Origin of the sequence: Pontibacter sp. SGAir0037, assembly GCF_005491705.1 — a bacterium.
Taxonomy (GTDB): domain Bacteria; phylum Bacteroidota; class Bacteroidia; order Cytophagales; family Hymenobacteraceae; genus Pontibacter.
Map to the genome: position 1 here is coordinate 1,734,342 of NZ_CP028092.1, position 22,140 is coordinate 1,756,481.

Consider the following 22,140-nt stretch of genomic DNA (forward strand, 5'->3'; position numbering starts at 1 on the left):
ATCAGGCTTCGCTCAAGGAGAAGGTGCTGTCGAGGCGAATCCCTTTTTCAGTTTCTGCAACTGTACAGCACTCGTGCGCAGCATCATGCTCGAGGAACAGGATGAGTTTTTCCTGAGCTGCCCGCTTTAAAAAAAGCTCTTTCTCCTGCAATGTCAGTAAAGGCCTTGTATCGTAGCCCATAACGTACGGCAGTGGAATATGCCCCACAGAAGGCAGCAAATCGGCCATATAAGCTATCTTCTGCCCTTTGTAAGATATGATGGGCACCATCATTTTGTCGGTATGCCCATCAGCATAAAATATATCGAACTGAGGAAAAGGAGATGGTGCCTGCTGATCAATAAACTGTAAGTGTCCGCTCTCCTGCATTGGCAGCAGGTTTTCTTTCAAGAAGGATGCCTTTTCACGCGCATTCGGCTCTGTTGCCCACTGCCAATGGTCTTTGTTAGTCCAGTAGGTTGCGTTGGGAAAAACAAGCTCTGGCTCCTGGCTGTTTGCTTTATACTTCACACCGCCTCCACAATGGTCGAAGTGCAGGTGCGTGAGAAACATATCCGTAACATCTTCGGGCGCAAAACCAGCTTTATGCAGCGATTTAAGGAGGTTGTCGTCGCCATGTAGGTAATAATGACTAAAGAACTTGGCGTCCTGCTTATCTCCTATGCCATTATCGATCAGGATTAACCGGTCGCCATCCTCAATCAGCAGGCAACGCATGGCCCAGGTGCACAGATTATTTTCATCGGCAGGATTTGTTCTTTGCCACAACGTTTTGGGCACCACCCCGAACATAGCACCACCATCCAGCTTAAAGAATCCTGTATCGATAACGTGTAGCTTCACCTGATTTAAATTTGAAATTAAAAAATAGAAATTATCCAGACTGGAAATTTTCGGAACTTTAGATTAAGTACGCTATATTAAAAAATCAGATTAAATAAATTGAAAGCACATGCTATAGCACGTTATTTTCATGCTGGATGTTAGTCATTGAATTACAAAAACAGGAATTGTCCTCCTTTGAAGGGGGACAGGATTAAATATAAATAGTATTAGTTCTCCTGCACAACGCCCATCGAACCGAATTTTTCTATTCGCTGCATGATGCGCTCTTCCGGATCAACGGCATCAAGTTCATCTAAAAGCTTAATAATTTGCTTTTTAAGCAGGCGCTTCATTTTGTCAGGTTCTGTATGTGCACCACCAAGCGGCTCTTTTATAATGCCATCAATCAATTTGTGCTGCAACATATCGGTAGCTGTAAGTTTCAACGCCTCAGCAGCCTGTTCTTTATAGTTCCAGCTACGCCATAAGATTGATGAGCACGACTCCGGTGAAATAACCGAATACCAAGTATTTTCCAACATCATTACCCTATCGCCAATCGCTATGCCCAATGCACCACCAGAAGCTCCTTCACCGATGATGATACAAATAACCGGCACCTTCAGCATAAACATCTCTTTCAGGTTTCGAGCAATGGCTTCGCCCTGTCCGCGTTCTTCTGCTTCCAGCCCTGGGAAGGCACCCGGTGTATCAATGAAAGTAACGATAGGTCTGTTAAACTTCTCCGCCATTTTCATCAGGCGTAATGCTTTTCTATAACCTTCAGGATTTGCCATGCCGAAATTACGCATCTGGCGTTGCTTTGTATTCCGGCCCTTCTGCTGCCCTATAAACATAACCGAACGCCCGTCAATCTCACCAAAACCGCCAACCATCGCTTTGTCATCGCCTACTGTACGATCGCCATGCAGTTCTACAAACTTATCCGTTATGCCCTCTACATAGTCCAAGGTATAAGGCCTGAGCGGGTGACGCGAAAGCTGGACACGCTGCCAACGGGTAAGGTTAGCATAGGTCTCTTTTTTCAGAGTCTTGATTTTCTCTTCAAGTGCCTTTACTGCCTCTGAAACATCCACCTGGCTTTCACTGGCCAGTTTTTTCATCTCCTGTAACTTGCCTTCTAAGGCGGCAATTGGCTGTTCGAAATCTAAAAGCATAGTATCTGTCGCTATTTTGGATTACAAATTTAAGAGTTTATCGCGAAGCGCATCAAGTAGAAAAAAAATTTAGCTCGATATAAAAAATAATATAGTTGGTTCTGAATGCTTTATATTTTTTTTAAAATATTTATACCGCAAAATACTCGCCAGCTCTTGCACAATTAAAATTAACCCTATACCTTTGCATCACTTTAACGGAAGAAGTTAAACGAAAACGGTCTGGTAGTTCAGTTGGTTAGAATGCCGCCCTGTCACGGCGGAGGTCGCGGGTTCGAGTCCCGTCCAGACCGCAGGTAAAACTGCGGTAACGTAGCAAGAGCAAAAGGCTCTATTTTTTAAAGTATTGGTCTGGTAGTTCAGTTGGTTAGAATGCCGCCCTGTCACGGCGGAGGTCGCGGGTTCGAGTCCCGTCCAGACCGCGAAAGCCTGAGATGAAAGTCTCAGGCTTTTTTGTTTTAGAAGTTTTTACAAGATGGCCTGTTATTATTTTCCCCTGTCAAAGGAACATCATTAGCTCTTTCCTGCAAAAAGGCCGAGTTCAGAAAAGATCTATAAAAAGATAGCGCGGGCGCTCGCACCAACAGAGACTTTTTTATTCGAGGTTAGTCTCTGTTTCTGATTAGACTATCTTATAAACTGAAAAATTTTCCGCAAAGGCTTTAGGTAGCGCGTCAGGAAAAACGGTTTCAGATTATTTACCTGCCAGGCCAGGTAGTCTTCCTGATTGGCTTTGAGCCTGTTGCTTATAGAAGCATTACTCTTCCCCCCCACCCGCATCCGGACCAATGTTTCCGGAATGTATACTGTACTGACCTGGTACTTATACAGCAGGCGGAGCATCAGTTCATAGTCTGCCGCAGTCTTAAAATGAGTATTATAGAATCCGTATTTTTCCAGGCAGGTTTTTCGCACATAAAATGTAGGGTGCGGAGGCATCCAGCCATACAGGAAACTCCTTTTTGTAAAGCTTCCTGCTTTCCAGTTTCTGAACACTTTGCTCGTGTTATCCTGCTTCACATAGAGAAGATCACCGTAAGCACTGTCTGCTCCATACTGATTTAGAGTCTCAACTATTAAACCGATAGTGCCAGGATTATCAAGAATATCATCCGCATGTAACAAGCCTATTACATCGCCGGTAGCCAATCCTATACCTTTGTTAATGGCATCGTATAAACCGTTGTCTTTTTCTGAAACGAAAACAGACACAGCATCACCAAAGCTTCTGACAACGTCTATGGTCCCATCCGTAGATAGTCCGTCTACCACAATATATTCTATATTGCAGTACGTCTGCTCCAGCACCGATTGTATAGTGTCAGCAATGGTCTTAGACGCGTTGAAAACAACCGTGATGATAGAAACCTTTACCATTTCCAGAAGCTAAGCAAGTATTGTTCTGGTGCGCTTTGCAGTTGCAGGATTGCCTTGGTATACAGTATAAGGCTCCATAGCAGTTGTAGCAACCGAACCAGCTGCTAAAACACTATGCGAACCACAGCTTACACCAGGACATACCAACGCTTTCGCTCCGATCCAGACGCCTTCCTGTATGTCTATAGCACCCACCAGCAAATCAAACCCTTTTTTCTTGTAGTCATGACTTCCAGTAAGTAGCATTGCCCCCTGCGACAGCACCACATTATCAGCTATCCTTACCTGAACCAGGTTATCAATCCAGACATTCTCACCTATCCAGACATAGCTGCCGATCTCTAAAAGCCATGGGTACTTGATACGGATGCCAGGCTTTAGCACTACCTCCTGCCCCACGCTTGCCCCAAAGAGCCGCAAGAGCCATACTTTAAGTTTACTGAACGGATTAAGCGGGTTCAAAAAGAAAAAGATATTTACAAAATACCAACAGGTGCGCTTCAATGCGTTTCCACCTGGTTTGTACCAGCTGTTATTGTAGCTTCGGAGGGATACTTTATTTTGAGTAGCCTGCATAGTTACACTTTAAATAAGGCTTTGTTAGCTTCTATATGAGTTGGATCGTGTATGAAGCTGATGGCGCAATTAAAAGCATTTGCTGAAATTTGATCGTACTGCTCCTGTTCCATGCCCAGAAAAGCCTCAATGGCTTTTATATATGATTGATGGTTTGTCAGGGCGATGTCATAACCAACTTTCTTTTCATGCAGATTTTTCCAGGGTGTCTGATCACTGATGATAACCGGACAACCCGTTGTGAGACTTTCCAGGATAATATGTCCAAAATTTTCACCCTGAGTCGGCATAAAAAGGACATGGTACTGTTTTAACGTTTCAAATACAAGTTCACGATCAAGGCTTTCTTTATACCTGACAGATACATTATGCGGCATTTTAGCAATTACTCTCTGGCACTGCTCCCAATAGGCAATATTATAAACCGGGCCATAAATATCGAAACAGATTTTTCCGGTGCCCTCGTAAGCTGACAGAACTTCTAATGCAAACAATGTATTCTTTTCAGGAGATATTCTGGCTATACTTACAAGCTTCAATTCCCCTGCTTTTTTTTCTCTTGCAGAAAGTGAACCAGCGTTAACAGCTTTTGCCATGTTGGCAGCAACCCACACGTTTGTTTCACTACCAAGAAGTCCTTTAATATCCTGCGCCTCCTTTGGGTTGGTAGCATGAAACGTAACGTCCTGGTAAAGCCGAAGAAGCCTGACAATTTTAAAGAAAAGGGTTTTCTTTGTTGCTTTAACCTGCACAGCACTTTGGGCAAACATACCGCGCCCTGCCACTATAATATGCTTATGACTCAGCCTTTTAGCTACGACTAATGGTATCAAAGAAAAATTTAAAGAATAGATACCATTGATATAGATATAATCAGCCAGTACTGCTGCTGTTAACCGTTTAATATTTCGGTAATTGATTTTATCTTTAGACAGATAATATACCTGAACGCCCTCCACCTCATTCCAGGAGTCAGAAGCTACACCAGGATAGGGTATATCTGAGCAATAATCGGTATTGCGGGTAATAATATAGAACTGAAAATAGGCTTTAAGATGAGCAACCAAGTTGGCACACGACTGTATAGGTCCCCCGGCTTTAAACCCCGGCAGGTACCAGTCTATAAAAATTAATATCTTAGGTAAAGGTTTCACTTGGCTGTTTCAGTTACACGGGCATATAAAGCCTCATACTGCGATGCTATTTTTTCCGGACTGAAACGGGCAACATTTACCTTGCCAGCCTTTACTAAAGAAGCTCTTAACTGGTCATCTTCAATTAACTTTTCAATGGCGGCCCTTATTTCTGAAGCCTTGTAAGGGTTTACGAAGAGAGCCCCCTCTCCCGCTACCTCGGGCATAGAGGCAGTATTGCTGGTGATAACAGGTATTCCTAAAGCGTTCGCTTCCAAAATTGGCATTCCAAATCCTTCGTACGTTGAAACAAAAGTAAGTATATCCGCTTTGTAGTAAAGCTCCAACACCTCCTGATACTTCAAATTAAAATAATTTTCATAACGAATGCCCTGTCGATTTAATAAATTTACCTGATCCTCCGTTAATTTACCTAAAATAAGTATTTTACAGGACAAGCCTGTAACAGCTTCCACCAGCATTGAAAGATTTTTATTGCTTTTAGTTCCCACCTGGAGCAAAACCGGTTCCTGCTTATTTATAGTTTCCTTTGGCTTGTAGGCTGCCTCCGGAATCTGTATACAATTAGGTATCACCACCACTTTACTCTCAGATACACCTGTGGCCTGAATCAGCTTTTTTTTACTGTGATGTGAAACAACAGTAATAAATGCAGCCCTTTTAACCGGAAGCTTTAGCCAGAAAAGGGAAAGTAAAAGATTCTTCAACCAATTAGAACCAGCTAGGGATTCAATATCGTGAATGGTTAAGACAGTCTTTTTTCCATCTAATACCAAGGCAATGTAGTTTACATCCCCCGTAATATGGTTAATGTCTCCCTGTCTGCGGGCAGCATAAAAGCAATTTTTTATTAAAGCCACGGGATGAATGGCTGTTTTATAGGGTAAAAAAATTTTATTAGAGCTATGGTTTAGGAGATTCTTAATGATAACATTGAACAGAGTTTCAATGCTGTAAAAAGAGAGACTTGGTTTACGGAAAAAGAAACTAACAAGCATGGCACATTCCCGTTTCTAAAGCTCCAGTTTCAGGACCTTTCTAAAGCCATAAAACACTATAAACATTGTGATGGCTGCCTTTGTGAGGTAATTGAGCGTAGTGGTAAGGTCTGTTTCAGCCTTGATCACCTGCAGAAAAAGGAATGGAATCCAAAGCAGTAAGGTTGGATTTTCTCTACACTTGAGAAAGATATAGCGTAACATAAAGCTATACACCAGCCCAATGAAAAACATAAACAGCATTCCTCTCTCTTTACCATAGTTCCCATAGGCTTCCCCAATCAGGCTGATGTTCATGCTGGTTCCTTCCTGTAAAATAATTCCAGTAAACCGCTCCATCATTACCCGGCCTCCGGCCATTGCCTTGTTTTCTGAAATGAACCTGGGTAAAAGCGCAGCACTGAAAGCACCCTCAATTGTCTCGCCTTCCGCAAATGGCTCTACATTAGGCACAAAGGTCATCACCCTGGAGATGATCCAGCCCTGGTTTAAGCGAGTGATGGTAGTAACATTGGCTTTAGAATCGAACAATGCTCCAGGAGAGAGTAAACTCTCCTTCACCATCCCAAAAAATAATTCTGTTCGATCTAGTGTACTTAGGGAGGAACCAGACCAAGCAACGTTCCTGAATTGATACTTAACTGATTGTAGGACAAGCAATGAAAACATCACCAGTAATAATGCTGAATACCTTTTCGTAAGAGACACCTTATTTTTTATACAAAAAATAAACAGGAAAAAAAGTCCCCATAATAACAGATCATGAAACATAGCTGCTGCCAAAGCATCTAAAACCAAGGAGCCGAATACAATATAAAGTACTATTTTTTTTGACGTATTACTGGTATATAGGTAAAAGCAGCCTATAAATTTTAGCTGTGAGAGTAGGTGTAGAAAAAAAATAAGGAATGCTGGTGCAAAAGCAGATGCAAAAGAAGAAATAAATCCAATATCAATAAGATAATAAGCAGCCTTGGTTTTAAGTGAAGTTGTTGAATGCAAATCATTAACAGTCGTTTTAGGGATATCTTTAACCCCTGCCACAGGAAGTAACAACCCTAGATGATATAGAATTACACCAGGAATAATGTAATTAAAATACTCTTCTTCTGGCACCTGCATGCCGTAAAAAGGATGATTTATACCTGTATAATAACTTAAAATAGGTCCTATTATCCACTGAAGACAAGCCAAAAAAACAATTAACAAATTAATTGGGATGCCTTCGCCAAAACTAAACATTAAATTATTTAGAATATAAAGTGAGAAAAGTGCACCGACTAATGCAAGAAATGACAAAGAGCTGAATACAAGGATCAATATACCCACTATCAATAGTGAGAAAAATTGAAAATAGATTTTATCGGATACTTTGTGCTTTATAAGCTTGTCCATCTGAACTGAATAAACTATATTTTATGGTAAATTATCCAGGAATGCGTGACAAACTCTATCAAAATTCCAATCTGCTATCAACTCCTTAGAGACCAAACCCATTTCCTTCAACTCTGCTATAGGTTTAGATGCACACAACACCAGTTTTTCGGATAAAGATTCCAAATTTTCAGATTCAAATATATAACCATTCCTGCCTTCTTTCACCAAATCAACGGCACACCCTAATTTACTACTTGTTATTACAGGTAAACCACATGCCATTGCTTCGTTCACAGCCAATCCCCAGGTTTCACTTACAGAAGGCAAAACAAAAACGTTAGCCATTCTATAAATCGATGGTATAATGGATTGGTTTTGAAAAGGTAAAAAATGAACATTGGCTACCTCTTTTGCCTCCTGCTTTAATGCAGACTCCAGAACGCCATCCCCCACCATCAGCAAAGCAATATTATTTAACTTGATCTTCTTGAACGCAGCAAGAAGTAAAAGAGGATTTTTTACCTCCTCAAATTTGCCTATAAAGGCAAAAACAGTAGCTGATTTTGAAATTTTTAGACTTTCCCTCAGTTGAAACGCTTCCTGATTATATAATATATCATTTCCGAATCGTGCGTTGTCTATGGCATGCGGTGCGAAAACTAAATTCTTCTCTTTTAAACCATACTTCAAATAATACTGCCTATTATTTGTTCCAACATAAAGAGCTTTATCTATATGACTATACACCCAGGTTAGAAATAGTTTACGTATGAAACGTTTAACTCCTGGTTTTTCATTTAACAATGTTGAATCCCCTCTAAAGTATATTTTAACTTTACCTTTGAAATGCCTAAGAACTTTTAAGTGACTATCAAAGCTCCATCCATAAACTAAAATGATATCTGGCTTAAATTCAGTAATATCATCAATGATCGTTGGGTTGACTATGCCATTGAAACTGGAAGTGCTGGGGTTGCCTGAAGAATTTGTCAGAAATTTATATTCGTAATCTTCTAATAATGGAATGTCCCATTTAATTTTTTTTGCAAACCCCTTATCTTTTACTCTCAAGTAAGATTCGCCCAGGGAATAAAAGACCTTTACTTTTAAATAAGGATTTGCTGCCAATAATTTAAAAAGAGGTGCATTATATTGAATCGGATGACTACTTATAATTGCTATCCTGCATTTTTTTGCGGAGGATTTAATTTTATACATTGTATAAAGAAAATTCTTCTCTGGTCTTACTATCTAACAATTTTCCAAAAATTAAATATTTCAGATAAGTCTTAATTTTAAATTTAGTTACAAGATCAGAAATAGCAGATGAATTGAATTTATGAACTATATAGATAGCACCGTAAAAAGGTAATGTTTCTAAATTCATATTATATAATTGTTGAATTCTAGTTCTTAAATAACCATGCGATTCAAAAAAATTAAAATCAAATAGCCTATTAGTTTCGAGATCAGGAATAGGGACTAAATTGCTATTGATAATATGCGTACTACCGTTAATTCCCTGCAAGAGCTTGGATTTAATTAAAAATTTAGAATTCTCGAGGTAGATATACCCCTTCTCTATTACCCATCCAGGCTTAGAAGCTGAAGAACTGTTTACAAATTTTGCAATTTTATTTGAAACAAGATCGTCACTGTCAACCGCCATTATAAAATTACAACCATCTCTCTTTGCTTTATCACAGCCAAAAGTTATTTTTTTCCCTTTATCAAACATATATTCAGCATACTTCCTGCTATAATATTTTAATGCATAATCTTCTAAATCTTCGATGCTATCACTGTTAAGATAGCTAAAAGGATATTGAATAAATTTGATATTAGGATGATCAAAGGTTAGCTCAGGTAGATCATGATAAACTACATAAACTAAAAAGCCACTATTTGTTTGATTACAAATAGATTTTAAAGTTCTAGACAGTAATGCATTGTCATTTCCCCAGTCTTTAGAATTAAATTTAGGTTTGACAGGTATAACAAAAGCTATCATGATGAAATTCTAGAAAAAATATGATACTCGCCATTCGTATTAACACTATAATTGGTCGAAGTAATTCTAAGAATTTTGTCTGTAATACCCGGTTTTAAATTTTCGTGTATTTCCACAAACATATTGTTAGTCTGTCCTAACCAAGAACTATAATCACCCGAAAATATTTGCTCTTCGCTTCCTTCAATGTCCATTTTAAGTAGATCAATCTCATTTAGCTCGTATTGTTCAACTAAGTCATTAAGGGTTATGGTTTCGATACAACCCGTGATATTTTGCTGACACTCTTCTACTATAAATCCAGCATCTCCCCAACCATTATCTTTTATAGAGATAAAAGTTTTACTACTCCACAGAGCTTTATTAAGAATTGAAACATTATGATATTTACCTAAATTTTTAGAAAGCATCTTATAGTTTTCAGCTGCAGGTTCAAGAGCTATTATACTACTATCGGGATAGCGGCTTATAAAAAACAAAGAAGCTAATCCTATGTTAGCGCCACAATCAATAATAACTTTAGGAGAAGATAAATTGTCTACTAAATACTCATCATTTAAGAATATCTGTGTAAAAACCTGAAAATCAGAATAATTATTTCTTAAATAAATTGGCCTTTTCAAACTATCTAGGTTAAGCTTGATTATACTCTTCTTCAGTATAAAGCGCTGTACTAAAAAGCTTACTGTAAATGCAATGCCAAACCTGTTGATATACCTTAATAATACTTTGATTTTCTGCATGATAAATTAAGGTTTATGAGCCTTGGTCCTTCAAAGCTAATTCTATATGCATAATTAAAAGTTTAGCTGAATTTTTAGATGAATACTGCTCTAAATTACTTAAATCCGGCTCCCATACTACTTTATTTTCGAAAAGAAACTGTAACCTCTTCGTGAACTCTCCCTCTAATTCTGAAAAGCTTATGCTTGGGTTATATTCAACCAGAAATCGGAGTGCTTTACATTCTTTTAGTAAACAAACAGCACTACTTTCTTCATGAAAAACAGCTAAAACGGGTTTCTTACTTAATAAAGCTTGAAAAATTTTCGAGGCTGTATAATGTTTTTCTGTACTTCCTATGGTCATTACAGCATAGGCTGCTGAAAGATAGTTAAGCACATGTAAGAAGGGAAAACGCTCTCTAAACTCATGCACTAAATATTGAATACCATATTCTTTGGCATAATCTGCAATAGACTTACCATCATAAAAGCCAGTACCAAGAAAGTAAAAATGCTTTCTGCTGTCCCATGCTCCATTTTTGACCATTTTACTGACAGCACTAAACATAGCTTTGATAAACAAATGAGAATTTGGTAAAAAAGCGCCGGCATAAACTAGTGGATGGCAATCTGGAATGTCTGACCATGGAAACAAAATATTATCAACAACAATTTCATGATCATGAGGATCGAAACCATACGGCATTCCAATGTGCTCAATTTCTTTGTTCTTAAAATTCCTGTCTCTAACTGGTTTATAATACGCTTCGGAGACACCGGATAATAAAGACGCCTTCTTTACCGCTATTGGCTCAAGAATTTTAGCAATCTGTAGACTAAGTTTTGAACGCCAGTTCTTACGATTATGGATATCTCTTATCCATGGGTCAATGTAATCTATGCCATAGGGAACAGAAGTTCTTTCGTGCAAAATTCTACCCATAAGTGCCGTATAAAAAGAAGGTATTGGAATCCAGACAAAATCAATCTGCCTTTCTCTAATTAGTTTCAGAGCTTCCTTGTATAAAAAAGTAAATGCTCTTAATCCAATGTCTCCTATCAAACGTGGGGTAGTAAGCTTAAAAGCCTTCGTATAAATTACCTCCACATTATCTGCAACTGTTTTAGCTATATCTTGGTCAGGTACCTCTTCATAGTATCCAGGCAACACTGTTAGCACAATTGGATGCCATCCAAACTCAGATACAAAGTTAGAAATTAGTCTGGGGCGGTGAACTCCCGCTAGATTAGAAGGCGGCCAGTGCGGGTATATGATGAGTAAGTTTTTCAAAAAATTGAAACTGCTATATTTTTACTTTGAACATATTCTTTAATTTCTTAATTTATAGCCATTCCAGCAAAATATAAATAACTTATTTACTGATCATATATAAAAAGCAGACATTAGAAAACAATTCTTAGAAGTCTGTAATTGAAGAAAGTATATTTGTTATTATAGTTTAAAAGAATGAAGCCTCAATACATTATGAATTTCAGTATACTATAAATTTTGAATGTATTGAGCCTTTCAAATTACTTTCCATAAATTAAGTAGCTTCTCCTCTTCATTCTCCCAGGCCAATGTTTTGCCATTTTCAAATCGAGATCTAGCATTTTTCCTTATTTCCTGCTTTTGAGCAATAAGTTCTTTTAGTGCTTTATTCAGCTCAGTTGATGTAACTCCTGTGAGCATGCCGCACCATGGGTTTTGTTTTAAAAATAAAGTTTGCCCTTTAGTATTAGTGGCTATTACAAACAATCCGGCTTGTACGTAAGCAAACATCTTATTCGTTAGGCAAATATCCCTATTAAAGTCGGCTGCTCCCGACTCGAATGCAAGTCCAACGTCGTACGCTCCTAGCTGCTTATGCAGTTCTGACTGAGGCTTCGGCTCTTGAATATCCAGAATATCAGAATAAGTTTGTAAATACGATTTAAAAAAGGTAGAATTCAGTTTACCGATCAAGGTGATCTGAACAGAATCTTTGAACTTATAGAGCGCAGGAATAATATGTTCTAACCCCCTACCTGCAGCTATATGTTGAGAAAACCAGACAAAATGCAGCTTGCTACTATATTTATCAACTGGAGGTGCAAATTCTTTAGTAGAGAAGGAGTTGTTAACCAGAATAGATGAACTGCGGTTCAGATTTTTTATAAGCTTCAACGTTTCCTCACCAATCAAGGGACTAGCATAACTTATATAAGCAGCGGCTGGCAATAATTGCTTCATCAGGAATATCCGTCTGGAGCGCTCATTCTCGAAGTCATCTACAATTTTTTCTCCCGGGTGATAATCTTCAACATCGAAGGCAAAGGGAATTTTATTCTTTTTAGCAAAGATATATGCTGGATACAAAGAAGCTAAGTTATGTGCAATAACTAAGTCATAAGTAGGTTTATGCCACTTTAAAACCACCCAAAGCAAAAAACTTCTTTTAGAATGACCAAATGCATTTAATAGCATGCTTCTCCTGCTCAGCGGGTATAGAATTTTAGCAGCTTTTTCAATAACAGAGCTTAAGAGCCATGTAAATAATGGTTTTTTACTAGCGGAGAGACGATTGAAAACAACATTCGCCAAAGAGGATCTAAGTTTCTCATCTAAAGGATCACTCCAATTAGAAAAATCAAAGGAAAAAACAGTGCATTCAAATTGATTTTCTGCAAGTCGCAGTTCCTTAACCAATCGTGGATTAGTGGCTAAATTATTTGAAGTTAAAAACAGTAATCTTTTCATTTACCGCTGCTCCCTTAAATAAAACTTTAATATTCTGGCTGCTTTCCACCCAAACAAATTCTTCGCCACTTCAACCAGTTCCCCCCCTAGCTTGGGTGGAAGAACCTTTACCCCCAAGGACTTGTATCTTTTATAAGCAATTTGGGATAGCAGTTTGTTGCGAGGGTATGTAGATACGGCAAAATTTAGATATTGCGTAGCCATTGCCATATTGAGTGCAGAATTTTCTACGTGTTGGTGCAGGTAATGGTGTTTTAAATCAATAGTGAGCAAAGTGTTCTGCAAATGCTTTTTATTCGTATTGTTACTTAAACTGCCATCAGCAACCAATCTTCTGTAGTAATTATAAACACCTGGCACATACACAACTCCCTCACTGGCTAATAGTACGCGTGCAAAAAACTCACCATCATCATCTGGGCACCTATAGTTACGCCACTCTCCTGCTTTGTCAATTATTTTTCGAGGCGTTAGCCATGAGTTTGTCTGGATAAAATTCGGATTACCATAACCACCCCAGAGATTAATTAAAAAATCAACGGGTGAATCAGAAGAGTAGATAAAGTGGGATTGATCCCCAGGAGTAGGCTTGCCCAGTATTTCACTTTCATCTAAGAAACTAATGTAATTGCATACGGCTACTTTGTTTTCTTGACCTTTTAAAGCTTTAATTTGCCTCTCTATTTTATCTTCCGACAAGAAATCATCCACATCCATAAACTGAATGTACTCTCCTGTTGCGTGTACTAACCCTGTATTACGAGCAACACCAGCACCAGCATTCTTTTGCTTAAATACTTTTACTTTAGGAGATTCAAATTTCTTAGCAGATTCATAACTAGCATCTACCGAAGAATCATCAACAATTATAATTTCTGTATTCTGATATGTCTGCTTTAAAAGTGCAGTAATTGCATTAGAAATAAAGGTTTCACCATTGTATATAGGAATTATAATTGAGACTTTCGGCAGCATAACAAGGTCAATTAGTAAAAAATATTCATAACTCTAATGAAATATTCCATTCATTAAATCTTTTATACCATAATCAGTTGCCTTCAGCGCTATTCTTGTTCTAGCAAAATCTTTAGTCCTGGTATAGTATTTTATAATATTTATTAAAAATCGACGCTTGTTTTTATTTAGTATAAAATTTTTCTCCGATAAACTTAAAGGTAAATTAAGTTCATTTAATGCATCTTTAAGGTAAAGATAGTTATTAGCCAAATAAGCATATTTATTATTTATTTCCTGCCCTTCATGTCTTCTATAATAACTTAGCTCAAAAGGCAACAATATAGTGATAACTTTAGAAGTTGCTTTTAAATTAAAATAACAATCATTAGCTGGACCGTATTTAGTAGGATAGCCACCAATCTGCCTGAAAAAATCATGTTTAATCATAGTACCACCCGGTCCAATTAACAAACAGGGTTTTACAAAGAAATGCTGATTAATAATTTGCTTTGCCTCTAAAGCCTTTGCTATGGTAGCATCAGGGTTATAAATACCAAACGAAGCTTCAGGGAATTGATCAAAAAGCCCCAGGCACTGCTCCATCGCATCAGGGAACAGTAAATCATCAGAGTCAACATACATCAGAAACTCACCAGATGCCAAACTAGCTGCACGGTTTCTGTTAGGATAGTCACCTAAGTTATACTCATTACTATATACCTTTATCCGGTTGTCCTTTGCTGCGTATGCTTTTGCAATTTCTAAAGTAGTATCAGTAGAGCAGTCATCTGAAATAATAAGCTCCCAGTTATTATAAACAGACCCTATAATACTTTCTATTGCCTCTGCTATATATTTTTCTCTATTATAAGCTGTCATCAATACACTAATCAAAGGACGATTTCCCATTCTATTTAAGATACTTTGCTCAGCAGGCTATTTTTAAATCTGGCCAACTTTGCTTTGTAACGATTCAACTCTGCTTTAATATGATACCACAGGTATATGCCTTTGTGAGCGAATTTATAAACTTTTTTCTTTTGGTTTGATTGCTCAAAAATGAAAGCGAAAAACTCTACGAACTTTTTCAATTGAAATTGTTCAGGAACTTTGTTATCAAGAAAAGCAGGTTCACTTAAAACAGATTTATAGACATCATCATTCCTATCCAAATATTTTATATATGCTATAACTTCATCAATAGAATTATATTTATGGACGTTGATAAATGCTTTCTCATTAAAATCAGCCTCTACACAAGGGTTTCCCCAGTAAATAGGAATACAGTTTGCAATAAAGGCATCAAAAATTTTTTCTGTGGTATAACCGGAAGAAGAGTAATTTTCAAAAGCTATATTAAATTTACTTTTACTTATAAACTCAAATTTATCAACAACGGGCGAACCAATATTATTTAAGCACTTTCCTCCAGAATCTACTCTTTTGTACTCAGAGAGCTTATTAAAAAAGTTTATTCTTTCGTTAGCATATGAGTTACTTACAACAAAGCTGCAAAACCTTTGCTTTTTTTTAAATATCAAATTAACATCCTTCTCTTCTATTAAATAATCTGGGCTATACTTGTTCATCAAGAAGAGAGGCCACCTTAGATAACGGGGACTGTCATTATAATCAAACCCGATGTGGAAATCACTTTCGCTGAAATTGGGCCTAGTATCTTCTCCAGTAATACAGATTTTATAACAGTTAAACTTCAAATAATTTTTGCTATAGACAGAATGAATAAGGAAATCTGGTTTAGGATTTAGTTCTATATCAAAGTGTTGACTTAAATAAATAGTAAAGTAGTTATTTTGAAAATCAAAATTTGGCCACATATCGGAAAACCAAATTTTGAACGGCTTTTTAATTTTAGCGCTCAATACAAGTATTTTTTTATTGTTTCTTATTCGACAAGAATTTTATGAACTGAGATAAATCTTTCTTCATCATTTTCATCTTGAATCTTAATATTAGAAGTAGATTTCTTGAATTCTTTTCATAAATTTCATCGGCACCAATCTTTGTTAGTAAGGAATACCTAAAAGGTTTTAGATAATTTCTAATGTGTTCTGTTCCATAATTGTTTTCAATTGAGAGTATCTTTGTATTTATTTTTGCAAAATCTATAGAATCTAAAACTTTGAGTTCTCCTCCTTCAACATCAATACTACAATAATCAACTTCATTTATATTATACTCATTTAGAATGTTTTGAAGCGGCAGAGATGGAATTTCTATAAGTTCTTTACTTCCTCCGTGTTCTTCAATTGTGCGATCTATGCGTTGAATGTGTCCTTTGTCAAAGAAGTCTAAGATACCACTCAGCATAATTCCCCAACCACTTACAGCCATAAACTGTACATTACTAACTTTGTCACTGATACAACAATTTAGTATTGTGCAAGAGCGATTATTTTTAAGTTGCTCATAAACTACAGGGTTAGGCTCAATACATATGCCTTTCCAACCCAATTCTTTTTCTAGAACAAATGTATTACTCATATTTATACCATCATAAGCTCCCACATCTAGAGAAAAACCATTCCGTTTATGTTTAAATAAGTTTTTAACTATAAAGCTATCCTGTCCATATTGTGAGTAATACTGCATATTTTATATCTTATAAAATCTTAAGGCAAAAACCTAATTATGAATTTCAAATTTTTCTTTTATGCATACTTTAATTGACCGGACTAAATACATTTTTTCCTGGTGTGTCATCTTACTTTATTAATAGCAAAACTATAACCTGCAACTATGCTGGCAAAGATATTTTGGTCCGGAGAATCCGAAGAAAGAGAATACTGTGTGTAATAAGTAAGCTAATAATATAATCCTGAACCAAATAGTAGGGGGCAAGGCACTGCTAAGAATCATTTTCGTCTGAACATTATTAACTGGCTAATTTACTAATATAGTTATTAACCAAATCCCCTATCATCTTCCAGTTATAATTAGCTTTCACCAATTCATATGCCTGAGTTCTCATTGTATTAAATTTCAAACTGTCGCTTAATAAACTTGCAATTTGCTCTGCAAACTGCTCCGCACTATCTGCTATCAATAGATGCTCCCCATTATTATATAGAATGCCCTCTGCTCCCACTTTAGTAGATACCACCGGGTTACCTAAACTCATGGCTTCCAAAATTTTAAGACGGGTACCGCTCCCGCTTAGTAAAGGTGCAATAGCAATAGCAGATCGATGGTAATAGGGCACAACACGCCTTACTCTACCCACAAAATCAACAGACGAGTCATTCATCAAATTTTGAAACGTATTTGGTTGAGAATTACTCCCTATTATAGTTAAGCTAACACCAGGAATTTTACCTTTCACCATAGGATAAACTTTCTCGTAAAACCAAAGCAGACCTTCCATATTTGGTAGATAATCCAGGCTTCCACAAAAAATGAGCTGCTTACTCAAATGTTTATCATTACGCTCATCGAGAGGTTTCTCGGCTAGGTCTACTCCATTCGGAATAACAACACCTTGTATTTTGTTTTTATTCAAAAAAGTTAGTTTTCTATAATCTTCTTCACTGCAACAAAAAAAAGCATTTGCCTTCTTGTAAAGCTTCTCTTCAAGAGAGAGTGCATCCTTTGCATATGCTTTCAACTTTTTAATTTTTTGCGCTTTAGCCTGCTGCAGCCATAACCTAGAATCTACATTGTGGGCATCATACAAATGGTAAGCAGTAGGAGTTTTTCGTCTGATAATATCTCCGAAGAGCCCCAGAGCGTTCAAGCTTTCATAAAAAATAATATCAAATGATTGTTCATGGAGCAGCTTCTGCAGGGTTGAGTAAGACCTTAAAAGCGTTTCATTGGCTGTTGCGGACACAGATCTCACTATGTACCTGTAGTTTAGCGCATCAGCGATCCTCGACGGTAGAATGTTGAAAATAGAGTGATACTTATTTGCGCCATACGTACTAATTATGCACACATTGTCAGGGAATTCAGGTTCCCCTTGATGGTGAAAATCTTCAGGATCCTGGGTGGTAAGTACATAAATGGTATGGTACCGTGCCATTTCCCGGAGAAGATAGAAACAGCGTAGTGCACCACCATTTACAGGAGGGTAAAATGAATATGGAATAATAGTCAGGATAGTAGCCATTGGGCAAGTAGTGTAATATTGTTTACTCAGCAGAGCTACAAACAAGTGCTACTGATACTAAGATCCAGCTCAGATCTGTACCCAAGGAAGATGTTTAACCTTATCCCAGTCTGTTTCTACCCGATGTTTAGTATAAGGATTATCATGAACAGATTCTATGCTCACTTCGGGAAAATAGTCTTCTCCGACACCATTTAAAATGAAAACAGCATTAAAACCGTACCGATGCCCTCCTACAAGCCTGTATCCTTTTTTAGCTAATAATTTTTTCATGGCTAAAAGTGAAACGGATCTGAATTCCACATGCTGATTCCCATCTCTGTAGTAAAAATCTTCTTTGTATGGAATAGTTAAAGATAGGTCGCTTGGTATAATGTTATGGGTTTCACATATTATAACACGAGGCTTTACTACATCTATTGCCTCCATTATATAATAGTCATTCCCATCTATGTCTAAGCTTAATAAGTCAATTTCTCCAAAAAAACCATTTTCGGCTATCAATTCATTTATGTTATCTTTTGTTAACCATGCATTCACAAACCTGGGAGGATAAGCAAATGTGGATTGGTGTTTTGCAAAGAAGGTATTCCCCCTCTCTACCGAACCTTTATCACCATCGAATAATAATCCGTACCAGCCATGATTCAAAATTAAGTTGGCTGCCATACATTGTGTTCCATCGCCAGCACAAATTTCTACAACACGTTTATTTGTTGTTCCTATCAGAGAGAAAATGTAGAGCAGAATACCATCTTCTTCAAACTCTGAATGAACAGAAAATCCGACCTCTCCGAAAGTTGGCATCTCAGCTGGAGTTAAAAGCTTTTTCATTAACACATATTGACCTGCTGTCTTAATTTGGTCAACTTGTGTATTTTGTTCTTTCTGGACCTCCCTTATTAAGCTGGTAATAAAATATTTTAATTTGTTAATTAATCTTTTATTCATATTACTTATAAAATAAGTGTATAGGTTTAAGAAGCAATTTTCCTATTCTGAAACTCATACTTCTCTCATAATTTTCTTGTAGCTGCCGAGCGGCTAAAATACTTTCAGTAAGTGCTTCTTCACAAGCTAATAATTCAGTTTTAAGAAGCTCCTCTTTATTTACATCCATTAACAGATCAATGTTCTCATAAATATCCTTATGAATTATTTTAGAAAGCAAATGCCAGGAATAAGCCTGCTTTGCATTTTTACCAGTGAATTGTTGTTGCGTAAAAGACCCTTCTCTAATATTGTAATGATACAAAGGTTTATTTACAGTAATGCCTGGGTAGTTTTTAAGAATTCGATAAATCCAGTGAATATCTTCAGCAACTCTGCCCCTGAAATATTCATGGTATCCCCCGGTGCTCTTTAAAACCTCTTGCGTTATCATCATCGAGGAACAAACAGTTGGTGCTACTATTATATCCCTATTCTTCCAAAAGTTCAAGAATTCTTTCTTTAAGTCAACATCAGTAAGAGCAATCTGTCTAGGCTGAGCATTGGAATTTCCAAAATATTTATAGCCTGTAAAACAAATTCCTAAATCTGGATTTAACAAAAACTGACTTACTTGTTCTGCTATGCGATCAGGGTCAGACCAATCATCTGCATCTTGAAATGTAATAAACTTACCGTTTACCTTTTTAAGAACACTATTTACTGCCCCAATTTTTTTGGTATTTTCTTCAAAACTAACAATGTTTATTCTTTTGTCTTCAATTTTATTTAAAATTGAAAGGGTTTTATCTGTTGAGGCATCATCAATTAACCAAACTTCCAAATGGTCATAACTCTGGTTCAATATTGAATAAACTGCTCTTTCAACAAACTCTGAAACATTATAACAGGGAATAAGAACAGAAACAAGTGGTCTTTGAACCGAATTGATCATCTTTTTTTAACTATTAATTTAAGTAAGCTTTTGATTAAGAATAAGTCCAACGATTTATTCTTAATCAAAAGCTTAATACCCCATTTCGCTTTTTCGTAGGCTTTTGCATGAAATTGAAGGTTAATATATTTATTTATGAAATATAGCCGAAGCTGTTTGGGAGAAATATGTTCAGTATTAAAAACCCAGTTTCTATTAAAATGAATCACTTCATTAGCATTAAATACATGCTTTAGCCAAAAATCTGTTATTGTGTCAGGGATACCAATAAACTGCTGAAGGTTTATAATAAGGCTGTTCCTTTCCAGCAAAAACTTATTGTAAAGGAACATAGACGTTTTAGACTGCTCATGAAGTCTAAAATTAACCAGTGTTTTTTTTATCTTATAAAAATCTTTTTGCCCATGTATCAGCAGGAACTTCACCCACATTTCCCCGTCCATTAGATAATGTAGATCTTCTGATATGGTTCCAATATGTTTAAGATCACTTAATCGGAAAAAAGTAGATGGTTGAGTTATATGAATCATCTCTATAGTTTCAGAAAGTGTCTTTTGAACCATGGTGCCTTCATGTAAAGAAACTTCACCAGTAGCATAAATGTGGTTCTCAAATCCTGAAACAACTTTTGAAGAAGGATTATCGATAAAGGTTTTAGCCACTTCATATAAGGCATTCGGTTCCAACCAATCATCACTATTTAGCCAGTTAAATATCTCTCCAGTACATCTTTCCAATCCTTTATTGATGGCGTGGCTTTGGCCCCTGTCTGGCTCACTAATCCAATAAGAAATCCAAGGTTCAAATTTTTTAATAATATCTACTGTCTCATCAGAGCTTCCACCATCTATAATGATATACTCCAGGTTAGGATAGTTCTGGGCTAATACAGATCTAATTGTCTCTTCAATGAACTTTCCTTGGTTAAAAGAAGGGGTAACTATAGAAATCTTGGGCCAAATAATTGTAGTATCATAATTTACAGTTTGTTTGGTAAATGACCACGGCCATTTTTCTGTTTCCAATATATTACTGCCAATATTAAGGGGAGGGGCAATTGATGTATCCTTAGACATGTTTATATCAATTCTCTGATATAACTTGAACTTCTGTTTTTAGCCCTGGTTATGAACCCAGAAATTCTTTTAAAAAAAATTTTAGCGTCGAGAAAATAAAGAATTACTACCTCTGGGACAATTTGTTTCGCAGCTATATCTTCTATGTTTTCAATTACATAGTTAAAATAATTGGTATCAGAAAAATACTTTTCAAAGTTCTCTTTAGCTTTATACCCCATTTCCTGGTACTTATTTTCATAATTTTCAACAATAGTTTCTATTTCAAGGATATCATTTTCATTTACTATTATTGCGAAATCATCCCATTTTGGTCCAAGTGGCAACATAAAATCATTTGAAACGATAACGGGTGAGACTCCAAGCTTCATAGCTTCAAACAACCTAATTGAATTAACTCCAAAACCTCTGGGACAAAGTGCAAACTTTGATCTTAATAATATATTATAATATTCTTCCTGTAGTTTTCGATCAGGGAAATCCCACAAATTGAAAGAATCAGAAGTGTTATTAATAAATATATCTTTTCTATTAAACTCTTGTTTAAAAATTGCATCTCGTATAGTATGAGAATTCCTTCCTACAAAACTGAAAAGAAAATCTTTACCTCCTATAACTTGTTGCTCTGCAGGATGTAAAAGTATAAAGGGATTATGGTAAGGATCATAATATGCAGAATAAGATGTGGTTCTATATCTGTTCAGAAAGTTACCAGATTTTTCAGCGCTTGTGAGTACCCCCCGTGCATAATAATAAGGATTATCTTGATTAGAAAGAATGAAACACTTATTAGGATGCTCTCTAAGAAGTTTATTATCTCTAATTTTTTTGCCATAATTTTCCCAAACTGCATCACAAATCAATATATATTCGGCAGAAACAGGATCATCTGTAATATAATGCGTTTTATCAGAAAATTCATATAGCTCAAGCATCTTTCGTTTTTGTGCCCTACCCCCTTCCGGAGTCATATCACAACTCGTAATATAGATTTTGCTCATTTTAATATCCTCTAAAACTGAATTACATTTTATGATTTTCAGCCTCCTGAATAAATTGTTCTCACTTCTAATAGTATATCAGAATTTATCAATCAAATTAATAAACCGACTAGCTGTTGCCTTAGGCGAA

Annotated in this window: 21 protein-coding genes and 2 tRNA genes; 2 read left to right on the top strand and 21 right to left on the bottom strand. The window is 36.6% G+C overall.

The window, feature by feature from the left end; translation table 11 throughout:
* Position 1 precedes the first annotated feature (1 nt).
* Together C1N53_RS07145 and C1N53_RS07150 are read right to left on the bottom strand one after the other, a co-directional pair.
* Complete coding sequence (locus C1N53_RS07145; RefSeq protein WP_137758656.1) at positions 2-844, bottom strand: MBL fold metallo-hydrolase; 843 nt, start codon at positions 842-844, stop codon at positions 2-4.
* Between the two features lie 209 nt (positions 845-1,053).
* Positions 1,054-2,004 carry an acetyl-CoA carboxylase carboxyltransferase subunit alpha gene (locus tag C1N53_RS07150; RefSeq protein WP_137758657.1) on the bottom strand — a complete coding sequence of 317 codons (951 nt, stop codon included), beginning with the start codon at positions 2,002-2,004 and terminating at the stop codon, positions 1,054-1,056.
* Between the two features lie 219 nt (positions 2,005-2,223).
* Here C1N53_RS07150 and C1N53_RS07155 point away from each other — a divergent pair.
* Together C1N53_RS07155 and C1N53_RS07160 are read left to right on the top strand one after the other, a co-directional pair.
* A tRNA-Asp gene (locus C1N53_RS07155) sits at positions 2,224-2,297 on the top strand.
* Between the two features lie 55 nt (positions 2,298-2,352).
* Positions 2,353-2,426 (top strand) — tRNA-Asp (locus C1N53_RS07160).
* Between the two features lie 205 nt (positions 2,427-2,631).
* Here C1N53_RS07160 and C1N53_RS07165 read toward each other — a convergent pair.
* The 19 genes from C1N53_RS07165 to C1N53_RS07255 all read right to left on the bottom strand — a co-directional run bounded on the left by C1N53_RS07165 (position 2,632) and on the right by C1N53_RS07255 (position 22,010).
* Entirely contained in the window at positions 2,632-3,381 is a 750-nt protein-coding gene (locus tag C1N53_RS07165; protein ID WP_137758658.1) for a glycosyltransferase family 2 protein, read from the bottom strand.
* Positions 3,382-3,390: 9 nt separating this feature from the next.
* Complete coding sequence (locus tag C1N53_RS07170; protein ID WP_137758659.1) at positions 3,391-3,957, bottom strand: WcaF family extracellular polysaccharide biosynthesis acetyltransferase; 567 nt, start codon at positions 3,955-3,957, stop codon at positions 3,391-3,393.
* Between the two features lie 2 nt (positions 3,958-3,959).
* Positions 3,960-5,111 carry a glycosyltransferase gene (locus C1N53_RS07175; protein WP_137758660.1) on the bottom strand — a complete coding sequence of 384 codons (1,152 nt, stop codon included), beginning with the start codon at positions 5,109-5,111 and terminating at the stop codon, positions 3,960-3,962.
* Positions 5,108-5,971: a glycosyltransferase family 1 protein gene (locus C1N53_RS07180; protein WP_168193984.1), complete on the bottom strand. Its 864-nt coding sequence runs from the start codon at positions 5,969-5,971 to the stop codon at positions 5,108-5,110. The genes C1N53_RS07175 and C1N53_RS07180 overlap by 4 nt, the downstream gene beginning before the upstream one ends.
* A gap of 153 nt (positions 5,972-6,124) precedes the next feature.
* The gene (locus tag C1N53_RS07185; RefSeq protein WP_137758662.1) at positions 6,125-7,504 is read right to left on the bottom strand and encodes a hypothetical protein; all 1,380 of its coding nucleotides are present in this window, start codon (positions 7,502-7,504) and stop codon (positions 6,125-6,127) included.
* 21 nt (positions 7,505-7,525) lie between these two features.
* Positions 7,526-8,704, bottom strand: coding sequence for a glycosyltransferase family 4 protein (locus tag C1N53_RS07190; protein WP_137758663.1), 1,179 nt, complete (start codon positions 8,702-8,704; stop codon positions 7,526-7,528).
* Positions 8,697-9,497: a hypothetical protein gene (locus C1N53_RS07195; RefSeq protein ID WP_137758664.1), complete on the bottom strand. Its 801-nt coding sequence runs from the start codon at positions 9,495-9,497 to the stop codon at positions 8,697-8,699. Before C1N53_RS07195 ends, C1N53_RS07190 begins: the two co-directional genes overlap by 8 nt.
* A complete protein-coding gene (locus tag C1N53_RS07200; protein WP_137758665.1) occupies positions 9,494-10,240 on the bottom strand; it encodes an FkbM family methyltransferase in 747 nt (248 codons plus the stop codon). The genes C1N53_RS07195 and C1N53_RS07200 overlap by 4 nt, the downstream gene beginning before the upstream one ends.
* A 13-nt stretch (positions 10,241-10,253) precedes the next feature.
* Entirely contained in the window at positions 10,254-11,513 is a 1,260-nt protein-coding gene (locus C1N53_RS07205) for a glycosyltransferase family 4 protein (protein ID WP_137758666.1), read from the bottom strand.
* Positions 11,514-11,750: 237 nt separating this feature from the next.
* Positions 11,751-12,962 (bottom strand): glycosyltransferase family 4 protein, encoded by a 1,212-nt coding sequence (locus tag C1N53_RS07210; RefSeq protein ID WP_137758667.1) that lies wholly within the window; start codon positions 12,960-12,962, stop codon positions 11,751-11,753.
* Positions 12,963-13,937, bottom strand: a complete 975-nt coding sequence (locus tag C1N53_RS07215; protein WP_137758668.1) for a glycosyltransferase family 2 protein — start codon at positions 13,935-13,937, stop codon at positions 12,963-12,965. It lies immediately after the preceding gene.
* Between the two features lie 33 nt (positions 13,938-13,970).
* Positions 13,971-14,828 carry a glycosyltransferase family A protein gene (locus C1N53_RS07220; protein WP_137758669.1) on the bottom strand — a complete coding sequence of 286 codons (858 nt, stop codon included), beginning with the start codon at positions 14,826-14,828 and terminating at the stop codon, positions 13,971-13,973.
* 5 nt (positions 14,829-14,833) lie between these two features.
* Positions 14,834-15,802: a glycosyltransferase family 10 domain-containing protein gene (locus C1N53_RS07225; protein ID WP_137758670.1), complete on the bottom strand. Its 969-nt coding sequence runs from the start codon at positions 15,800-15,802 to the stop codon at positions 14,834-14,836.
* A 13-nt stretch (positions 15,803-15,815) separates the two neighbouring features.
* Positions 15,816-16,532, bottom strand: a complete 717-nt coding sequence (locus C1N53_RS07230) for an FkbM family methyltransferase (RefSeq protein WP_137758671.1) — start codon at positions 16,530-16,532, stop codon at positions 15,816-15,818.
* Between the two features lie 283 nt (positions 16,533-16,815).
* On the bottom strand, positions 16,816-18,048 hold the full coding sequence (locus tag C1N53_RS07235; protein WP_137758672.1) for a glycosyltransferase family 4 protein: 1,233 nt from the start codon (positions 18,046-18,048) through the stop codon (positions 16,816-16,818).
* Between the two features lie 69 nt (positions 18,049-18,117).
* Positions 18,118-18,999, bottom strand: coding sequence for an FkbM family methyltransferase (locus tag C1N53_RS07240; RefSeq protein WP_137758673.1), 882 nt, complete (start codon positions 18,997-18,999; stop codon positions 18,118-18,120).
* Between the two features lies 1 nt (position 19,000).
* Positions 19,001-19,933, bottom strand: coding sequence for a glycosyltransferase (locus C1N53_RS07245; RefSeq protein ID WP_137758674.1), 933 nt, complete (start codon positions 19,931-19,933; stop codon positions 19,001-19,003).
* Entirely contained in the window at positions 19,930-21,009 is a 1,080-nt protein-coding gene (locus C1N53_RS07250) for a glycosyltransferase family 2 protein (RefSeq protein WP_137758675.1), read from the bottom strand. Before C1N53_RS07250 ends, C1N53_RS07245 begins: the two co-directional genes overlap by 4 nt.
* Positions 21,010-21,011: 2 nt before the next feature.
* Positions 21,012-22,010, bottom strand: a complete 999-nt coding sequence (locus C1N53_RS07255) for an exostosin family protein (RefSeq protein ID WP_137758676.1) — start codon at positions 22,008-22,010, stop codon at positions 21,012-21,014.
* Positions 22,011-22,140: the final 130 nt, after the last annotated feature.

Bases quoted from the DNA above. Each gene is read 5' to 3' on its own strand.
- C1N53_RS07220 (WP_137758669.1), bottom strand. From the start codon at position 14,828: ATGGGAAATCGTCCTTTGATTAGTGTATTGATGACAGCTTATAATAGA.
- C1N53_RS07185 (WP_137758662.1), bottom strand. From the start codon at position 7,504: ATGGACAAGCTTATAAAGCACAAAGTATCCGATAAAATCTATTTTCAA.
- C1N53_RS07200 (WP_137758665.1), bottom strand. From the start codon at position 10,240: ATGCAGAAAATCAAAGTATTATTAAGGTATATCAACAGGTTTGGCATT.
- C1N53_RS07230 (WP_137758671.1), bottom strand. From the start codon at position 16,532: ATGCAGTATTACTCACAATATGGACAGGATAGCTTTATAGTTAAAAAC.
- C1N53_RS07210 (WP_137758667.1), bottom strand. From the start codon at position 12,962: ATGAAAAGATTACTGTTTTTAACTTCAAATAATTTAGCCACTAATCCA.
- C1N53_RS07150 (WP_137758657.1), bottom strand. From the start codon at position 2,004: ATGCTTTTAGATTTCGAACAGCCAATTGCCGCCTTAGAAGGCAAGTTA.
- C1N53_RS07170 (WP_137758659.1), bottom strand. From the start codon at position 3,957: ATGCAGGCTACTCAAAATAAAGTATCCCTCCGAAGCTACAATAACAGC.
- C1N53_RS07240 (WP_137758673.1), bottom strand. From the start codon at position 18,999: ATGAATAAAAGATTAATTAACAAATTAAAATATTTTATTACCAGCTTA.
- C1N53_RS07190 (WP_137758663.1), bottom strand. From the start codon at position 8,704: ATGTATAAAATTAAATCCTCCGCAAAAAAATGCAGGATAGCAATTATA.
- C1N53_RS07215 (WP_137758668.1), bottom strand. From the start codon at position 13,937: ATGCTGCCGAAAGTCTCAATTATAATTCCTATATACAATGGTGAAACC.
- C1N53_RS07165 (WP_137758658.1), bottom strand. From the start codon at position 3,381: ATGGTAAAGGTTTCTATCATCACGGTTGTTTTCAACGCGTCTAAGACC.
- C1N53_RS07195 (WP_137758664.1), bottom strand. From the start codon at position 9,497: ATGATAGCTTTTGTTATACCTGTCAAACCTAAATTTAATTCTAAAGAC.
- C1N53_RS07235 (WP_137758672.1), bottom strand. From the start codon at position 18,048: ATGGCTACTATCCTGACTATTATTCCATATTCATTTTACCCTCCTGTA.
- C1N53_RS07245 (WP_137758674.1), bottom strand. From the start codon at position 19,933: ATGATCAATTCGGTTCAAAGACCACTTGTTTCTGTTCTTATTCCCTGT.
- C1N53_RS07250 (WP_137758675.1), bottom strand. From the start codon at position 21,009: ATGTCTAAGGATACATCAATTGCCCCTCCCCTTAATATTGGCAGTAAT.
- C1N53_RS07255 (WP_137758676.1), bottom strand. From the start codon at position 22,010: ATGAGCAAAATCTATATTACGAGTTGTGATATGACTCCGGAAGGGGGT.